Here is a 17548-nt window from a genome sequence, read left to right as displayed (position 1 = left end):
ACTTTCCATCCCTGCGTACGGCGACGGTTTGCCTTCGGGGAGTGGCGCCGATCAAGATGGGGACCGAGCCCGCAGACGACCAGAGGTCATCATCACCGGGGGAGTGTGTGAGGTGCTGAACCGAGAAGGCGGTCTCCCGCTGTACGCGCAGCTGGTGGAGGACCTCCGCCAGGGGATCGAGTCCGGTCAGTGGCCGGTGGGCAGTCGGCTCCCCTCGGAGCGGGAGCTGTGCACCCGGTTCGACGTCAGCCGCATCACCGTGCGCCACGCCATCGACATAGCCCAGCAGGAGGGACTGCTGGAGCGCGTCCACGGGGTGGGCACCTTCGTGGCCCAGCCGCCGGTGGAGCAGACGCTCAACCACGTCAACAGCTTCGAACAGACCCTCGCGCAGCGGGGGCTGGTGGCCGCCACCTCGATCCACTCCGCCAGCGCGACCGTCGGCGACCTGGCGCTCGCGAGCGTCCTGCGTCTGGAGGCCATGGAGCCGGTGACCAACCTCCAGCTGGTCGGCCGGGGCAACGACGAGCCGGTCGTCTTCTACGACAGCTACTTCCCGCAGGACGTCGGGGAGCAGGTGGTGTCGGCGGCGAAGCGGGCGCAGCGGAAGGGCTCCCCCTTCTCCACGCTCGACCTGTACCGCGACTCCGTGCGGGCGGCGCCCGACCGGCTGGAGCAGACCTTCGAGGCCATGGTGGCCGACCGCGCGCTCGCCGACCTGCTCGCGGTCTCCGAGGGCTGGCCGGTGCTGCGGGTCATCTCGGTCATGTCCCAGGCGGGCAGGCCCATCGAGTACCGGATGGCGAGCTACCGGGGCGACCGGTACCGCTTCGCGGTCGAACGGGACCTCCCCACCCACGGCTGACCCAGCCCCGGCTGACCCGGCCACGACCGGGCGGGCCACGGCTGATCCACCCCCGGCGGAGCCGCAGCCCGCCACCCGTGCCCGGCGACCCCCGGGGCGCCCGCGCTCCGGCCCACCGCGCTGGCCCCGGCACGCCCACCTCACCCCGGCAGGCCCGGCCCGGCGTCCACCCGCGACCTCGGCCGGGCACGGGGCCGCCGCTCCACACGCCCACCTGGCGGTTCGCCAACCACCCCGGCCCACCGGCCGGTTGGGGCGGGGGACGGCGAGCCGGAGGCTTCCCCGGACGAGACGCCGGACGAGACGTTGACAGTACATGCGCCTGATGTCAGCCTGTCGCCAGTGGTCATAACCAGTACTGAGCGAGGTCTTATGAAGACGGAACTCCGCATCGTCAGCCCCAACGGGCACCTCGGGTTCGCTCCCACCAAGGAGGAGAGCTTCCGCATCGCCGCCGCGACGCGACCCGACTACTACTGCTGCGACTCGGGAAGCGACGACATCGGCCCGGCCGCGCTGGGCTCCGACCGTTCGGTGAGCATGTACGAATGGCAGCGGCACGACCTGGAGCTGATGCTGCTGGCCGCCCGCGAGCAGGGCGTCCCCATGCTCATCGGCTCCTCCGGGGACTGCGGCACCAACAGCCGCGTCGACATGTACGTGCGGATCATCCGGGACCTCGCCGCCGAGCACGGGCTCCCGCCGTTCAAGCTCGCCTACTTCTACTCCGAGACCGACACCGCCGAGCTGCGCTCCCGGATGGACGGCGGGGTGGTCTTCGAGGGCCTGGACGGACGGGGCGAACTGACCGGCGAGGCCCTGGACATGACCACACGCGCGGTGGCGGTGGCCGGTGTCCACCCGTTCATCGAGGCGCTGCGCCAGGGCGCGGACGTGGTCATCGGCGGACGGGCCAGCGACTGCGCGGTCTTCGCCGCCCCCGCCATCCACGAGGGCTTCCCGCCGGAGCACGCGTACTACCTCGGCAAGGTGCTGGAGTGCGCCTCGTTCTGCGCGGAGCCGTACGGCGCGAAGGAGAGCGTGATCGGCACGATCACGCAGGACGACGTCAAGGTCACCGCGATGGCGCCGAACCAGCGCTGCACCGTGGCGAGCGTGGCCGGCCACGCCATGTACGAGCGGAGCAACCCGTACTACGAGTACTTCGCGGGCGGCATGCTGGACATGTCCGAGTGCCACTACGAGCAGTACGACGAGCGGACCACCCGGATCACCGGCCAGAAGTACGTCCCGATCGAGGGGGACGTGAAGGTCAAGATCGAGGGATCGGCCTGGCTGGGCGAGAAGTTCATCGGCATCGCGGGGATCCGCGACCCCTACACGATCGCCCACATCGACACGGTGCTCGACCTGGCCCGCGGCGAGGTGGCGGCGCAGTTCCCCGGCATCGACTACCGCCTGAACTTCCGGGTCTTCGGCAAGAACGGCGTGATGGGCGACCTGGAGCCGGTCCGCGAGATCACCTCGCACGAGCTGTGCGTGGTGGTGGAGAGCGTCGCGGAGACCAGTGAACTGGCCGAGAGCGTCGCCCTGATGGGCACCCGGCAGATCTTCTACGCGCGGCTGCCCGAGGTGAAGGGGACCGCGGGGACCGCGTCCTTCGTGGTCGACGACGTGCTCCCGGCCGGCGCCGCCTACCTCTGGACGATCAACCACACCCTGCCGGTGGCGGATCCGATGGAGCTCTTCCCCCTCACCACGGTGGAGATCGACGGCACCGCGCGCTGAGCGCCCCGCCCACCACCACAGCACCGCAGGTTCGAGCAGCCCACCACCACCGGGAGCGAGCATGTCCACCACCACGCTGGCGGATCTGGCGAAGACCATCCGCAGCAAGAACGCCGGTACCGACCGCATCACCTTCGACGTGATCTTCCCGACCGAGGAGACGTACGAGCGGGTCAAGCGGAGCGGCGCCCTCACCAGGGAGACCGTCTCCGCCCTCTTCCGCGTGGACGACGAGCGGATCGTGGACTTCGTGTACTTCGATCCGGCCTTCGCCATCAAGTTCACCCTGTCCCGGGCGGCCCCGAGCGGCAGCCCGGGCGAGGGCGACGTGTTCGGCTGCCAGCAGTACCCGCCGCTGCTGGGCATCGTCGTCCCGGAGAACTGAGCCACCCGGCCCACGGTGGGGCGGCGGAGGACGCCTCCGCCGCCCCACCGCCGTCTCACGCCGTGGCCGGGGGCTCGTGCGCGGTGTACCGCTCGCCGAGGGCCGGGGGCGCCGAACGGTAGACGGGCGGGGTGGCGGAGAGCCCGATCGGATTGCGCGTCAGCCGCGCGACGCCGCCGTCCGCGCGCTCCACGTCGACCAGCGGGTCGAGCCCCAGCGACTCGGCCAGCGCGAAGGCCCCGGCGATGTCGTTGACCTGCCCGGCCGGGACCCCGGCACCGGTCAGCTCGCCGGTCCATGCGGCGGCCGGGCGGGCCGCGAGGGCGGCGACCAGCAGCTCCCGAAGCTCCACCCGGTGGGTGACGCGCAGGTCGTTGCCGCTGAAGCGCGGATCGTCGGCCAGCTCGGGGCGGCCCAGCACCCGGGCGAGGGAGCGGAACTGACGGTCGTTCCCGACGGCCAGCACCAGCTCCCCGTCGGCGGTGGGCAGCAGCTCGTAGGGGGCGATGCTCGGATGGGCGTTGCCCATGCGCGAACCGACGTGCCCCGCCAGGGAGTACGCCGAGCCCTGGTTCACGAGGGCGGCCAGCAGGGAGGAGAGCAGATCGACCTCGACGCGCTGCCCCTCGCCGGTGCGTTCGCGGTGACGCAGCGCCGCCAGCACGCCGACGCCGCCGAACAGCCCGCAGACCACGTCGACCAGTGCGACACCGACCTTCTGCGGTTCGCCCTCCGGGTCGCCGGTGATGCTCATCAGCCCGCCCACGGCCTGGACCAGCAGGTCGTAGCCGGGCAGCGCCGCGCCTGCCCCGGAGCCGAAGCCGGTGATGGAGCAGTAGACCAGCCCGGGGGACTCGGCCCGGAGCGTCTCGTAGTCCAGTCCGAGGCGGTCCATGACGCCGGGGCGGAAGTTCTCCACGACGACGTCGGCCCCGGCCACCAGGCGCCGCGCCTCGGCCTGCCCCTCCTCGGTGCGCAGGTCGAGGACGACGCTGTCCTTGTTGCGGTTGGCGGCCTGGAAGTAGGTGGACTGGCCGGCGTCGTCGTACGGCGGGCCCCAGGAGCGGGTGTCGTCGCCGGTGCCGGGCCGCTCCACCTTGATCACGGTGGCTCCGAGGTCGGCCAGGACCATCGTGGCGAACGGGCCCGCGAGCACCCGGGAGAAGTCGACGATCCGGAGGTCTGTCAGGGCTTGCGGCATGGGGCGGCTCTCCGGTGAGGGAAACGGCGCTCAACTGTTGAGCGGACGACAGAACATGTGATTTTCTAGTTTAGATTTTCGAAGTTTCTACCCACTGTCAAGAGAAGGACATTCCATGAGCGGGAAGAGCAACTCCGGCGGTTCGGGTCCGCGGCCCGAGGACTTCCTCGACATCGACCACCAGCTGTCGGACGAGGAGCGCGACATCCGGGACACCGTGCGGTCCTTCGTCGACGATCGTGTCGTGCCGTACGTCGGCGACTGGTTCGAGGAGGCCCGGATCCCGGCCGAACTCCCCGGCCAGCTCGGCGGTCTGGGCGTCCTCGGCATGCACCTGGAGGGCTACGGCTGCGCGGGCACCAGCGCCACCGCGTACGGCCTGGCCTGTCTCGAACTGGAGGCGGGCGACAGCGGGGTGCGCAGCCTGGTGTCCGTGCAGGGCTCGCTGGCGATGTACGCGATCTGGCGGTGGGGATCGGAGGAGCAGAAGAACCACTGGCTGCCGGGGATGGCGGCGGGCACCACGGTCGGCTGCTTCGGCCTGACGGAGCCGGACGCGGGGTCCGACCCGGGCGCGATGCGCACCCGCGCGCGGCGGGACGGCTCCGGCTGGGTGCTGAACGGCCGGAAGATGTGGATCACCAACGGCACGCTGGCGGACGTCGCCGTGGTGTGGGCGATGACCGAGGACGGACCCCGCGGCTTCGTCGTCCCCCGGGACACCCCCGGGTTCTCCGCCCGGGAGATCCACAAGAAGCTGTCGCTGCGCGCCTCGGTGACCGCCGAACTCGTCCTGGACGACGTGCGGTTGCCCGACGACGCGGTGCTGCCCGGCGTGACCTCGCTGCGGGGCCCGCTGTCCTGCCTGAACGAGGCCCGCTACGGCATCGTCTGGGGCGCGGCCGGCGCCGCCCGCGCCTGCTTCGAGGCCGCGCTCCGCTACAGCATGGAGCGCGAGGCGTTCGGCAAGCCGATCGGGGGGACCCAGCTCCAGCAGCAGAAGCTGGCGACCATGGCGCTGGAGGTCAACCGGGCCACCCTGCTGGCGCTGCACCTGGGGCGGCTAAAGGACGCGGACCGGCTGCGTCCCGCGCAGATCAGCATGGGCAAGCTCGCCAACGTGAACGCCGCGCTGGAGGTGGCCCGTTCCGCCCGTCAGGTGCTGGGTGCCAACGGCATCTCGCTGGAGTACCCCGTCATCCGGCACATGAACAACCTGGAGTCGGTGGTCACCTACGAGGGCACCGCGGACGTCCACGCGCTGGTGGTGGGCGGCGCGCTGACCGGGATCCAGGCGTTCCGGTGAGCGGTGGCCGCGTGCCACGGACCGGCGGGCGCCCCGGTGGCCCCCGCCGGTCCCCTCCCGGGCGGGGGCGGGGCCGTGGGGGCGACGGACTATGCTCCCAGCGGTGAACGATCCCCAGCGCCGCGCACCGGCCACCGCCCAGCAGCACGCCGTCGACGCCCTGCGCCGCCTGCTGGTCTCGGGCGCGCTCCGCCCCGGACAGCGCGTCAACCAGGAGGACGTCGCCGCGCACGCCGGGCTCAGCGTCGCGCCGGTGCGGGAGGCGCTGCGGGCGCTGGAGCAGGAGGGCCAGGTGACCTACCGGCCCCGGCGGGGGTACTTCGTCACCGAACTCGCCTACGCGGACCTGCGGGAGATCTACGAACTCCGGCAGGTCCTGGAGGAGCGCGCGATCCGGCACGCCCTGCCGCTGCTCGGCGAGGAGACGCTGCGCGAGGTCGACGAGGCCGCCCGGGAGTGCGCCCGGGCGGCGGAGGCCGGGGAAGTGGCGGCCGAACTCGCGGCGAACCGGCGGTTCCACCTCGCCCTGATGGAGGCGCCGGGCCAGCGTCAGGTGCTGCGGCTGATCCGGCTGCTGTGGGACTCGACCGAGGTCTACCGGGCGATGTACTACAACCTGCCGGAGGAGCGCACCGCCTCCGTGCACGCCCACGACCGCATCGTGCGCGCGGCCCGGGAGGGGGACGCCGACCGGCTGGTCGGCGAACTCGACGAGCACCGCGAGCGCGCGCTGGACGTGCTGCGCGAGGTGCTGGACCGCCCCGCCGACTGAGCCACCCCGCGGCCATGACCCCAACTCCCCCTCGCCGGACGGGCGATGGGTCCGTGCGGGCCTGCCGTCCGCCCGGGGCCGGAGATCCGGCGGCGGGCGGACGGTCAGGCGCCGTAGGACGGGTCGAGCGCGAGGGTGACCACCATCGCCCCGCACAGGACGAACCCCGCCAGGCCCCAGTACCGCGTCGGGACGAAGAAGAAGGTGTTCGCCCACCAGTCCTCGTGCTCCCCCTCCCGGTCGCCGACGCGCCAGAGCACCACCCCGGCGAGGCAGCCGCCGAAGAAGGCGGCGATGGGCTCGCCGGTGGCGGCGCCGAGCACGGCACCGAGCGCGTAGAGGAGGGGAACCAGGCCCCCCGAACCCGTCCACATGAGAACCGCACTATGGCAAGGGAACCGGGCGCGCTCAAGACGGCCCCCGCCGCGCGCTCCCGCCGCCGGAACGCGGGGACGGCCCTGGCACACCGCCCCCGACTCCCCCTCGCCGGGCGGGCGACGGCGGGCCAGGTGGGGGGATGAGGGTGGTGGTGAGGGGACGGGGCGGGCGCGGCCCCGCGCGACCTGTGGACAGCGCCGGGCACCCGGGGCACGATCTGGGACGACCGTTCCGGGCGTCCGGCGCGTGGTTCCCCGGGGCCCGCGCGCGCCCGTCCGCGGGCGAGGACCCGGGCGCGCGGAACCGCGGTCTCCAGCCGTCCGGTTCGCTCAGGGGGAGGTGGGCCATGCTGCGGGTGTACTTCACCGCCGAGGATCTGGCGCGGGTGCGGGTCGCCTCCGGGCCGGACTACCTGTGGGAGATCAGCAACAGCGTGCAGACCCTGCGCCGCCGGGACGGGGCGCGGGTCTTCGGGGAGTGGCGGCGCTGGGCGCGGCCCCGGCTGTCGGACAGCTGTCAGCTGCTGTCGCCGCTGCTGCCCCCGCGCGGCAGTTCGCCGGACTTCCTCACGCCCACCCTGGGGGACTGCCCCACGCTCCAGGCGGCGGTGGACACCCTCGTCCGCACGCCCCCGCCGCGGCTGCGCGCCGATCTGACGCGGGTGGCGGCGGCCCGTCCGCTCCCGGGCTGGACGGACTCGCTGGCCGGGGGCGACGGGGAGGTGCTGCGGCGGCTGGGGCAGGCGCTGCGCACCTACCACCGGGAGGCGCTCGCCCCGTTCTGGCAGCGGGTGCACGCCCATATCGACGCCGACCGGATGGTGCGCACGCGCGCGCTACTGGACGGCGCGGTCGACGGGCTGCTCGGCAGCCTGGGACCGCACTTCCGCTGGCGTCCGCCGGTGCTGGAGGTCGACTATCCGGTGGAGCACCAGCTGCGCCTCGACGGCCGGGGGCTCACGCTCCAGCCCTCGTTCTTCTGCTGGCCGACGCCGATCACGCTGGCCGACGGCGCGCTCCCGCCCGTCCTGGTGTATCCCATCGAGCACGCGGTGGACTGGGCGCGGCCCCTCGCGCCCGACTCCCCGGACGGTGGCGCGCTGGGGCCGCTCATCGGGCACACCCGCGCCGAGGTCCTCCGCGCGACCCGTACCGGCGCCAGCACGGTCGAGCTGGCGCGGCTGCTGTCGGTCACCCACCCGGCCATCAGCCAGCACGTGAAGGTGCTGCGCGCGGCGGGTCTGGTCACCACCGTCCGGGGCGCGGGGCGGTCGCTGCACGTGGCGACGGCGGAGGGCCGGGCGCTGGTGCGCGGCTGCGAGCGCGGGGCGGCGGCCCGGCCGGACGCTCCCGGCGCCCGCTGAGCCGGGCTCAACGGGGCCGCGTCACCGTCGTGTCGGGGCATGGCCGGGGCGGGCCGTAAGTCTGGGCTTTCGCCGGTTGCGACTGTCATGGGCATGCGTGGATGCTGGCCGGGCTCAGGACCCCCCACCCCAGAGCGTCCCGGCCGGGCTCCGGCCGACCGCCCCACCGCGAGCGCACCCCGACGGGAGAGGCGGCTCGCCGCCGGACCCGGCCGCGAGAACCCCCGCGCCCGGCGACGGCAGCTCCGCGCACGGGCGGTGGACGCACTGACGATCCCCCCGAGGAGGAGCGTTGCGCACGTCCCGCACTCGCACCGCCACCGTGGCCGTCGCCCTCGCGGCCGTCGGCACGCTGTTCGCCATGCCCACGGCGGCCCACGCGGCCGCCCCGAGCCCGGTCTCCACCGCGGCCCCCGGACAGGGCCTGGAGCGCTTCCAGGAGCGGCACGGGCTGCCGAGCACCGGCGAGGTCGACCGCCGGACCGCCGAGGCCCTGCGCCAGGCACCCGACTCCGAACTGCGCCAGACCTTCCGGACCGCGGCCGACCTGGGGCCCGAGGAACTGGCCAACGCGCGCACCGTGATCGGCGTCGGCAAGGGCGCCGGGATACCCGAACAGGGCCAGGTCATCGCGCTGATGACGGCCATGCAGGAGTCGAAGTTCGTCAACTACCTCACGCCGGTCGACCACGACTCCCTCGGGATCTTCCAGCAGCGTCCCAGCATGGGCTGGGGCACACCCGAGCAGATCACCGACGTGCCCACCTCGTCGAAGTCCTTCTACGGGGTGGCGCCCTTCGGCAGCAACCCCGGGCTGATCCAGATCCAGGGCTGGGAGACGATGGCGCCCGGTGACGTCTGCCAGGCCGTCCAGCGCTCGGCCTACCCCGACCGCTACGCGCAGTGGGAGCAGTTCGCCCGGGACCTGCTGGCCCGGGAGAGCCCGACGGTCCCGCCGATCCCCTGACCCGCGCTCCTGGCCGCGCCCAGCCGCGGCCGGGAAGCCCGGCCGCGGCGCGCTCCCGCGCCACCGTCCCCACCCGGTCCCGCGCCCCTCGCGCGCGGCCCCACGTTCCGCACGTCCCCCGCACGTCCCCACACCCCCACTCCCCCACACTCAGGAGTCCGGATGCGTAAGAGACTTCTCCCCACCGCGGTCGCCGTGGCCGCGGCGGGTGCTCTCCTCACCCCCGTCGCGGCCCACGCGGACTCGCCGGCGTCCCCGCCCGCCGTCTCGGTGCTGAGCCACGGCTCGGAGGCCGGGACGGCCGTCGTCAGCGGGCAGAACGAGCCCGGCACCAAGCTGGACATCAAGGGCGCGCGCACCAAGGCCGCCAACACGCTGCCGGTCGACTACCAGGTCCAGGAGACCGGCTACTGGTGCGGACCGGCGGCCACCCGCATCGCGCTGTCCGCCCGGACGGGCCCACCCAGCCAGGCCGACCTGGCCGCGCAGCTCGGCACCCACGAGGGCGGCACCGACCACATCAGCCAGGTGACCAACGTCCTCAACGCCAACCTCGGCACCGGCTGGTACGAGACCAAGGAGATGCCCAACGACCCGCCCACCCAGGCCCAGAAGGACCTGCTGTGGCGGGACATCGTGCTGGACATCGACAACAAGTACCCGATCGTCGCGAACATCGTCGCGCCGCCCGGCAACCAGCCGCCCGGCTACCCGCCGGACCAGACGATCTACCACTACTTCACGGTGATCGGCTACGACGAGGCAAACCGCACCGTGCTGATCGCCGACCCCGCCTCCTTCGGCGGCAACCAGATCTACTGGCTCTCCTTCGACCAGCTCGCCAGCCTCATCCCGCCGAAGGGCTACGCCGCCTGATCCCCCCTGTCCCGGCCGCCGCCGCGCGCCCGCTCACCGCGCGGCGGCGGCCGCGACCGGCGGGTGCCGGGCGGGGCCGGGACGCCCGGCACGGGCACCCGCCCGTGAACGCCCCCGGCACCCGCCCGGTTCACACCCGGATCAGCGTCTGCTGGCCCGCCGCGACCGCCTTCCGGGTTCCCTCCCGTACGGCGGCGACCTCCAGCTGGCAGACGGTGAGGGTGCGCCCGGACCGCAGGACCGTCCCCACCGCCTCCAGGTACTCGCCCACGGCGGGGGCGAGCAGGTTGACCTTGTACTCCACGGTGAGCACCGAGGAGTCCTCGGGGAAGAGGGTGAAGGCGGCGTACCCACCCGCGCTGTCCGCGATGGCGCTGGTGGCCCCCGCGTGGAAGTAGCCGTCCTGCTGGGTCACTTCGGGACGGGACGGCAGCGCGATGTGCACCCGCCCCGGTCCGATGTGGGTGATCCGGGCGCCAAGGTGCGCCATCAGCCCCTGGCGGTCGAAACTCCCCTGGATCCGGTCCCGGACCTCCGGGCTGGCCGGTTCCAGGCCACCGCGCTCCGCCGCGCGCTCGTCCGCCACCTGTTCTCCCCGGGTGCTCGTCGGTACGGCCGGACCGGTGGGCCCGGCGGCCAGCCGGACGCGGCGGCCGCACGGGCGCCACGGGAACCCCGCCGACGGCGGTCATCATGCCCCGCCGCCCCGGACCCCGGCACCGCCGGGGCAGGGTGGGGCCCTCGCTCGCGATCCGCCCTGCCATGCTGGCCGGGTGTCGCGCCGTCAGCAGCCGCAGCCCATCACCCCCGATCCCCCGACGCCCGTCGCCAGACCGCTGCTCACCCAGGAGTGGCTGGACCTGGCCTTCCTGCACTGGGAGGTGGCGCCCGAGCGCGTGGCGCCGCTGCTGCCCGCCGGGGCCGTTCCGGACACCCTGCACGGCAGCACGTACGTGGGTCTGGTCGCCTTCCGCATGCACCGGGTCGGCTGGTTCCGGCTGCCCGGCGTCCCGTACCTGGGCAGCTTCCCGGAGACCAACGTCCGCCTGTACTCGGTCGACGCGCACGGACGGCGCGGTGTCGTCTTCCGCTCGCTGGACGCCTCCCGGCTGGTGCCGGTGCTGATGGCGCGGGCCGCATTCCGGCTGCCCTACCTCTGGTCCCGGATGCGCCTCGCCGTCGAGGGGGACACGGTGACCTACACGAGCGCGCGCCGCTGGCCCGGGCCGCGCGGGGCGGGCGGCCGGATCACCGTGCGCCGGGGCGAGCCGATAGCGGAGCCCACCGAACTGGAGCACTTCCTCACCGCCCGCTGGGGCATGCACTACGCCTTCTTCGGCCGGTCGACGTACCTGCCGAACACCCACCCGCGCTGGCCGCTGCACCGGGCCGAGCTGCTGGAGTGCCGGGAGGACCTGCTCGCCGCCGCGGGGTTCGCCGAACCGCTCGGGGACCCGGTGAGCGTGCTCTTCTCCCCCGGCGTCCCGGTGCGGTTCGGCGCCCCCGCCCGCCCGGCGGGCATCCCCACTCCCTGAACTCCCCTTCCGCCGGGGTGCGTTACCCCCGCCGGCGGGAGCGCCGAGCGCCACGGCCCCGCGTACGGAGTGACCGCGCGGCGGCGCGGACCGCGCGACGGAGACCGGGACCGTCCGCGGGCCGGGACCAGACGCGGGCCGGGGCCGTCCCCGCGAGCCGGGACCGTCCCGGCGGGACCGGCCGGGGAACAGAGGCCCGGCGTTCCGGGAGAACATCCGGGCGCGCGGGTACGGGGGTGAGGTGCCCGTGCCGAACAGGGAACGGCACGGGCACCTCGGCTCAGCGGCACCGGTGGGGTACGCGTCCGTCTCCGGCTCGCCGGAACGGTGCGGTCCACGGGTGGCACTGGGCACATCATGCAGCAAATAAGACATAACCGAGGGGAGCGACGCCGCCCCGCGCGCCGCACGCCTCGCGCACCCCGGCCACCCCGGACGCCCGGACCGCGCCGCCCGACGAGGGGCACCGCCCGCCCCGCACCCGGCACATCCGACGGGCGTCCACCCCGCCCTACCAAACCGCGCACGCCGGGGCCAGAGACCCGAACCGCCCCGCGAGCGACGGCTTTCGGACGATTACGAGGCCTCGGCACAGGATGCGGCACCCGGACCCGCCTCGCCCCATATGCTTCTACGCGCTTGTAGAGAAAGCGAGGGCGCGCGTTCCCGTGGAGGAGCCGTGCCCTCGCCCCGTCTGGTGATCCGAAGGAGACGTATGGCCTCGATAGACCTGGACAAGGTGCTGGACAAGGCGTGGGCGGACAAGGACCTGCCCGAGATCCTGGACGCGCCGGTCTCCGCGCTCAAGGGGGTCTCGGACCGTCAGGGCGAGCTGCTGCGGGAGGCGTTCGGCATCAAGACCGTCGCGGACCTGGGGCGGCTGAAGTACGCCCGCTGGGCCCAGGCCCTCGCCGAACTCGACCCGGCCGGACGGTAACCGGCGAGCGGGCGCGGGCGCCGCGCGCCACCGCGGCGCGCCGCGTCCCGGCGGCCACCCCGGGCAGCGCCCCGGGGCCGCCTCCGGAACCGCCGACCCGGGGAACGGCCCGGGCGGGCGGTACGGGCGGGCGGTACGGGCGCCCGGCACAGCCGGGCAAGCACGGCGAGCACAGCCAGCACGGCACACGGCACGGACACACGAAGGGGTGCGCCACGATGGTGTTCACACGGTTCCTGGAGTCGCTGGGCGCGGGCGGTCCCGCGGTCGACACGGTCTTCGACACCGAGGCGGCGCTCCCCGGCGACACGCTCTCCGGTGAGGTCCGGCTGACCGGTGGGGGCTCCGGCGTCGAGGTCGAGCACGTCGGGCTGGAGCTGGTGGCGCGGGTGGAGGTGGAGCACGGCGAGGGCCAGGGCGTCGACACCCTCGTCTTCGACCAGACGACGGTGGCCGGGGGCTTCCAGCTGGCGAGGGGCGAGACGCGCACGGTCGCGTTCGGACTGACCCTGCCCTGGGAGACGCCGGTCACCGAACTGTACGGGCAGGGGCTGGGGGTGGTGCTCGGCGTCCGGACCGAGGTCGCGATCGACGGCGCCCGGGACCGGGGGGACCTCGACCCCCTGACGGTGCGTCCGCTTCCCGCGCAGGAGGCGGTCCTGACGGCGCTGGGCGAGCTGGGCTTCGGCTTCGTCTCGGCGGACGTGGAGTACGGCCGGATCGAGGGCACCGGTCAGCGCCTGCCCTTCTACCAGGAGGTAGAACTGAGCCCCTCCCCCGCGTACGCCGAGGTGGCGCGGGAGATCGAGGTGACCTTCCTCGCGAACCCGGACGGCGTGGAGGTGGTGCTGGAGGCGGACAAGCGCGCCGGCCGCCTCTCCCCCGGCGGTGACGCGCTGGCCCGCCACTCGGTCACCCACGCCGGGGTCCCGCACGTGGACTGGCCCGGCACGGTGGACGGCTGGCTCCGGCGGCTCCTGCTCCCCGGCGGCACGTCCGGCCGCGCACCGGCCGGTGGACCCGGGACGCCCGGGCAGCCGTAGCACGCGGGCCACCGCCCGGATCCGGGACGGGGCCCCGCGAGCGGCGGGAGCGGGCCGGACCCGGCGAGCGGACCGGGCCCGGCCGGGCGCCCGTCCGGCAAATCGGTGGTCGTCCAAGCCCGCCCGCTGCATGCGCGGGAACACGGGGAACGGCTCCCTCCGCACCCGTGGGATCGCCCACGTGGATCACCGGAGGGAGCCGTACCGTGGCCGACGACTTTGTCCTGGACGTCACCAGGATCCGTGACGAGGCACGCAGGAAGATGGAGGAGGGCCCGGTCACCGATACCTACGGCAGTGACCGGGACCGGGTGATCGGCGTCCTCAACGACGTGGTGGCGACCGAGGTGGTCTGCTGGATGCGCTACACCCGGCACGCCATCGCGGCGACCGGGATCGACCGCGCCCAGGTGTCCGCCGAGTTCACCGACCACGCCAAGGAGGAGATGCAGCACGCCCTCCAGGCCGCCGAGCGCATCTCGCAGCTGGGCGGGGACCCGGACTTCGACCCCGCGACGATCAAGCAGCGCGCGCACACCGACTACACCACCCCGGCCGACGGCGACCTCCAGCAGATGCTGCGGGACAACCTGCTGGCGGAACGCATCGTGATCTCCACCTACCAGGAGATCATCCGCTGGCTGTCCGACCGGGACCCCACCACCCGGCGGGTGCTGGAGAACATCCTGGAGGAAGAGGAGGAGCACGCCGACGACCTGCTGGACCTGATCGGCAACTGACCCCTCGTACCTCTCGCCCCGCCACCCCGCCACCCCGCCACCCCGCCGCCCCTCGCCCCGCCCCGCCGTCCCGCCCCGACCGGGTGGGGCGGCGGGGCGGCCGCGTGCGGGACCGCCACGGGGCCGGGCGCGGCGCGGTACGGAGCGCGAACGTGGGGCGGGCGGGGCGTCGGAACGCTGGTCCGGGCCGCGCCGACAGCCGGAACAAGCCCCGTCCGGGCACTGTTGACAGCGCGTCAACTGCGTTCCGGAGGCCGCGGATCGGCCGGTCAGAGCCCGGTTTCCTTCAGCGGGACGGCGCTTGGCCGCCAACGCCGGGACTTTCCGCAGGAATTCGGGGCCGCCACTGGTGCACACCCGTGAAAAGTCTTGCACAGAAAGGGTTTTCAGACCCTTGGCGTAATCCACCCTGACCTCTTACTCTCCCGATTACTAAAGTTCCCTCAACCACGTTCGGACCGCCCCTCGCGAAGCCCGGGGCGACGTCCGCAAAACCGCGGAAATCGCCGCGGATTCCGAACACAAAGGAAGAAGGTGAGTCAGTGCGCAGGAGAACGCTGATAGCGGTGCCGACAACCGTGATGGCGCTCGGCATGGTGCTGGGCGGCGGGGCGGTCGCGGCCCCGGCGAAGGGCGGCGGCGCGGAGCGGGCCGGGGCCTGCCCGGAGAAAATGATCTTCGAGGTCGGCGGCCACCGGGACGGCAACGCCACCGCCTACGACGCGAGCAACGCCCGTCTGCCCGCGGGGGTCCAGTTCACCAAGATCAAGTACTCGGCCTCCATCGCCCCCTTCCCGGGGGACACCATCTCCAAGGACGACTCGGTGCGCGAGGGCATCGAGAAGCTCGACCGCGAGGTGCGCGGATTCCACGGGGCCTGCCCCGGATCCCGGATCACCATCACGGGGTACTCGCAGGGCGCGATCGTCGCCGGGGACGAACTGCACCGGCTCTCCCAGGAGAACACGATCCCGCACGACCTCATCAACGGGGTGCTCTACGGCGACCCGCGCCGTCCCGGGGTGAACGGTGGCCCGGGCGGCATCGAGGGCAACCTGCCGACCATCATCCCCGGGCTCTCCATGAACGGTCCGCGCGGCTTCGGTGACCTGCGCGTACAGGAGATCTGCAAGAAGAACGACGGGATCTGCCACTCCGAGAACCCGATCACCAACCTGCTCGGCTTCGCCAACGGGGTCGCGGGCTACTTCATGGGCGACCACGGCTACGACATCGAGCCGAACGCGGAGAACGGCAGCGGGGACCGGCTCATCGACCAGCCGCCGCGGGTGCCGCACGGCCCGCCGCTGCCGATCCCGGTGGCCACGCCGTGGAAGCAGTTCAACGGCGATCTGCCCACCGCGCGCCGGGAGATGGGCGCGTACCGGGACGGCCTGGTCAACGCGCTGCCCAAGGAGCTGCGCGAGCGGATGGCCGAGTTCCCGTGGATGTCGGTTCCCGCCTCCTGACGGCCACCGGCACCGGGCGTCCCCCTCCGGGTGACGGCCCGTGAATACCGTTCCCCGGGTGCGTTTCCCCGCACCCGGGGAACGGGTCGTTGAATGTCGGACGGAATACCCGGCCGCATCCGTGACGGCTCCATACATCACGGACGGAAGGGTCGGGAATGGTGCCCGGAAAACCCCAGAAGCCCCCTGTCCTCCCAGTATTACCCTTGGTAATTTTGCGGGATGACCGCTTCTCAGAACGTACGCTTCACGGGTCGCAGGATTCTCATCACCGGCGCCGCCCGCGGAATCGGCGCGGCACTCGCCCGGCGGCTCCATGCCAGGGGCGTCCGGCTGGCCCTGGCCGGGCTGGAACCGGAGGCGCTGTCGGCCGTGGCGGCCGAGTGCGACGCGCCCTGGCGCACGCTGGACGTGGGTGACCCGGCGGCGACGACGGCGGTGGTGAACGAACTCGCCGACGAGCTGGGCGGGTTGGACGCCGTGGTGGCCAACGCCGGGATCGCGAAGCAGCTTCCACTCGTCGGCGGCGACCCGGAGGCGCTGGAGCGGATGCTGCGCGTCAACGTGCTCGGCGTGTACCACACGCTGCGCGCCGCCGGGCCACACATATCCCATCCGCGCGGGTACGCGCTGGTGGTCTCCTCCCTCGCCGCCGCCGTCCACCTGCCGCTGCTCGGCGCCTACAGCGCCTCGAAGGCCGCCGTCGAGGCGCTGGGCAACACCGCCCGTATCGAACTGCGCCCCAGCGGGGCCCGGGTGGGCGTCGCCTACTTCGCGGAGCTGGACACCGAGATGACCAGCCGGGGCTTCGGCACCCGGGCGGCCGAGATGCTCACCGGGGGCGGTTCGCTCTCCCGGCTGACCCCACTGAGCGCCGGGATCGACGCGCTGGAACGGGGCATCGCCCGACGCTCCCGCCGCGTGTTCGCGCCCTGGTGGGTGGGCGCGGTCCTGCCCGCGCGGCCGGTGGCCCAGCGCGTCGTCGACCGGATGGGGCAGCGGAACCTGGAGGCCGCGCTGGCCGTGGCGCGCGAGGAACGGGTGCCGTTCACCACGCCACAGCCACAGGCCGTGCCGCGGGCCGCTCCACGGGTGGTGCCACCGGCGCGGGCGGAGGAACGGCCGCGGCCACCGCGCGAGCCCGCGCCCGAACCCGCGCAACCGCCCGCCTCCGAGGGGGGCCGCCCGGAGCAGCCGGAGCGTACCGAGACGGACGAGCGGTGAGCGCGCCGCGTGTCGCCCCCGGCACCCGTCGCGAACTGGGGCTGCTCACCTGGCTGATGGCCGGGGGCGCCGGGCTCGTCGCCCGGACCCGGCCGCTGAACCTCTTCCGCACCCTGGGCAAGCACCGCCCGCTGTTCCGGGGCTGGGTGCACTTCGCGGGGCGGCTGATGCCGGGTGGGGTGCTGCCGCGCCGGGAGAGCGAGCTGATCATCCTGCGCGTGGCGCACCTCCGCTCCTGCGCCTACGAGTTCGAGCACCACCAGCGGCTCGCCCTGCGGGTCGGCGTCACCCGCGAGGAGGTCGAGCGGATCGCGGTGGGCCCGAGCGCCGACGGCTGGTCGGACCGCGAACGGGCGCTGCTCACCGCCGTGGACGGGGTGGTGCGCGACGGCGACCTGGACGACGCCGACTGGGCGGCGCTCCGCGCCCACCTGGACGAGCGGGCGGCCCTGGAGTTCCTGCTGCTCGTCGGCCACTACACGATGCTCGCCTCCGTGGTCACCACCCTGCGCCTCACCCCGGACGCCCCGCTGCGCTCCCCCCTGCGGCGGCGCCGCGCCCCGGTCACCCCCGTCCCGCTGCGGAAACCGGCTCCGCTCACGGGCTCGCCGGACGGCGGGAGCGGCCCGGAGCGGGTGAACGGCGCCGCCCCGGAGTCCGCTCCGGGCACCAAGGGCGATGCCGGGGCGCCGGGTTCGCCCCCGGCCCGGCCCGGCACCGGGGACTGAGCGGGCGGCG

The 17548-nt window shown here is 73.7% G+C and carries 18 protein-coding genes; 15 read left to right on the top strand and 3 right to left on the bottom strand.

What is annotated here, in order from left to right; all coding sequences use genetic code 11:
* The first annotated feature begins 112 nt into the window (after positions 1-112).
* The 3 genes from E0L36_RS12455 to E0L36_RS12445 all read left to right on the top strand — a co-directional run bounded on the left by E0L36_RS12455 (position 113) and on the right by E0L36_RS12445 (position 2999).
* Positions 113-865, top strand: a complete 753-nt coding sequence (locus E0L36_RS12455) for a GntR family transcriptional regulator (RefSeq protein ID WP_180929086.1) — start codon at positions 113-115, stop codon at positions 863-865.
* Between the two features lie 372 nt (positions 866-1237).
* Complete coding sequence (locus E0L36_RS12450) at positions 1238-2614, top strand: acyclic terpene utilization AtuA family protein (protein ID WP_180929085.1); 1377 nt, start codon at positions 1238-1240, stop codon at positions 2612-2614.
* A gap of 61 nt (positions 2615-2675) precedes the next feature.
* Positions 2676-2999, top strand: coding sequence for a DUF4387 domain-containing protein (locus E0L36_RS12445; RefSeq protein ID WP_180929084.1), 324 nt, complete (start codon positions 2676-2678; stop codon positions 2997-2999).
* 55 nt (positions 3000-3054) lie between these two features.
* Here E0L36_RS12445 and E0L36_RS12440 read toward each other — a convergent pair whose 3' ends face one another.
* Positions 3055-4200, bottom strand: a complete 1146-nt coding sequence (locus tag E0L36_RS12440; protein WP_180929083.1) for a CaiB/BaiF CoA-transferase family protein — start codon at positions 4198-4200, stop codon at positions 3055-3057.
* 115 nt (positions 4201-4315) lie between these two features.
* Here E0L36_RS12440 and E0L36_RS12435 point away from each other — a divergent pair, with 115 nt between their 5' ends.
* Both E0L36_RS12435 and E0L36_RS12430 read left to right on the top strand, forming a co-directional pair.
* A complete protein-coding gene (locus tag E0L36_RS12435) occupies positions 4316-5506 on the top strand; it encodes an acyl-CoA dehydrogenase family protein (RefSeq protein ID WP_180929082.1) in 1191 nt (396 codons plus the stop codon).
* 103 nt (positions 5507-5609) lie between these two features.
* Positions 5610-6278: a GntR family transcriptional regulator gene (locus tag E0L36_RS12430; protein WP_308416739.1), complete on the top strand. Its 669-nt coding sequence runs from the start codon at positions 5610-5612 to the stop codon at positions 6276-6278.
* 104 nt (positions 6279-6382) lie between these two features.
* Here E0L36_RS12430 and E0L36_RS12425 read toward each other — a convergent pair whose 3' ends face one another.
* Positions 6383-6652 (bottom strand): hypothetical protein, encoded by a 270-nt coding sequence (locus tag E0L36_RS12425; RefSeq protein WP_180929080.1) that lies wholly within the window; start codon positions 6650-6652, stop codon positions 6383-6385.
* 350 nt (positions 6653-7002) lie between these two features.
* On the opposite strand from E0L36_RS12425, the gene E0L36_RS12420 reads away from it, so the two are divergent.
* The 3 genes from E0L36_RS12420 to E0L36_RS12410 all read left to right on the top strand — a co-directional run bounded on the left by E0L36_RS12420 (position 7003) and on the right by E0L36_RS12410 (position 9862).
* On the top strand, positions 7003-8019 hold the full coding sequence (locus tag E0L36_RS12420; protein WP_180929079.1) for a helix-turn-helix transcriptional regulator: 1017 nt from the start codon (positions 7003-7005) through the stop codon (positions 8017-8019).
* Positions 8020-8311: 292 nt separating this feature from the next.
* Positions 8312-8986 (top strand): peptidoglycan-binding protein, encoded by a 675-nt coding sequence (locus tag E0L36_RS12415; protein WP_180929078.1) that lies wholly within the window; start codon positions 8312-8314, stop codon positions 8984-8986.
* A 162-nt stretch (positions 8987-9148) separates the two neighbouring features.
* Complete coding sequence (locus tag E0L36_RS12410) at positions 9149-9862, top strand: C39 family peptidase (protein ID WP_180929077.1); 714 nt, start codon at positions 9149-9151, stop codon at positions 9860-9862.
* A gap of 130 nt (positions 9863-9992) precedes the next feature.
* On the opposite strand, the gene E0L36_RS12405 is transcribed toward E0L36_RS12410, so the two are convergent.
* Complete coding sequence (locus tag E0L36_RS12405) at positions 9993-10352, bottom strand: PaaI family thioesterase (RefSeq protein ID WP_180929965.1); 360 nt, start codon at positions 10350-10352, stop codon at positions 9993-9995.
* Between the two features lie 283 nt (positions 10353-10635).
* Between E0L36_RS12405 and E0L36_RS12400 the strand changes: the two genes are divergently transcribed.
* The 7 genes from E0L36_RS12400 (at position 10636) to E0L36_RS12370 (ending at position 17538) form a co-directional block, all read left to right on the top strand.
* Positions 10636-11397, top strand: a complete 762-nt coding sequence (locus E0L36_RS12400; protein ID WP_180929076.1) for a YqjF family protein — start codon at positions 10636-10638, stop codon at positions 11395-11397.
* Positions 11398-12112: 715 nt separating this feature from the next.
* Positions 12113-12334 (top strand): hypothetical protein, encoded by a 222-nt coding sequence (locus E0L36_RS12395; RefSeq protein WP_180929075.1) that lies wholly within the window; start codon positions 12113-12115, stop codon positions 12332-12334.
* Between the two features lie 218 nt (positions 12335-12552).
* The gene (locus E0L36_RS12390) at positions 12553-13377 is read left to right on the top strand and encodes a sporulation protein (protein WP_180929074.1); all 825 of its coding nucleotides are present in this window, start codon (positions 12553-12555) and stop codon (positions 13375-13377) included.
* A gap of 206 nt (positions 13378-13583) precedes the next feature.
* Entirely contained in the window at positions 13584-14117 is a 534-nt protein-coding gene (locus E0L36_RS12385) for a ferritin-like domain-containing protein (RefSeq protein WP_180929073.1), read from the top strand.
* Between the two features lie 542 nt (positions 14118-14659).
* Complete coding sequence (locus tag E0L36_RS12380; RefSeq protein ID WP_180929072.1) at positions 14660-15586, top strand: PE-PPE domain-containing protein; 927 nt, start codon at positions 14660-14662, stop codon at positions 15584-15586.
* Positions 15587-15808: 222 nt separating this feature from the next.
* Positions 15809-16810, top strand: coding sequence for an SDR family NAD(P)-dependent oxidoreductase (locus E0L36_RS12375; protein ID WP_180929071.1), 1002 nt, complete (start codon positions 15809-15811; stop codon positions 16808-16810).
* The gene (locus tag E0L36_RS12370; protein WP_180929070.1) at positions 16807-17538 is read left to right on the top strand and encodes a carboxymuconolactone decarboxylase family protein; all 732 of its coding nucleotides are present in this window, start codon (positions 16807-16809) and stop codon (positions 17536-17538) included. The genes E0L36_RS12375 and E0L36_RS12370 overlap by 4 nt, the downstream gene beginning before the upstream one ends.
* Positions 17539-17548 lie beyond the last annotated feature (10 nt).

The sequence above is a fragment of the Streptomyces sp. AJS327 genome, assembly GCF_013450295.1.
Classification (GTDB): Bacteria; Actinomycetota; Actinomycetes; order Streptomycetales; family Streptomycetaceae; genus Streptomyces.
This window is presented reverse-complemented; position numbering and strand designations above follow the sequence as displayed.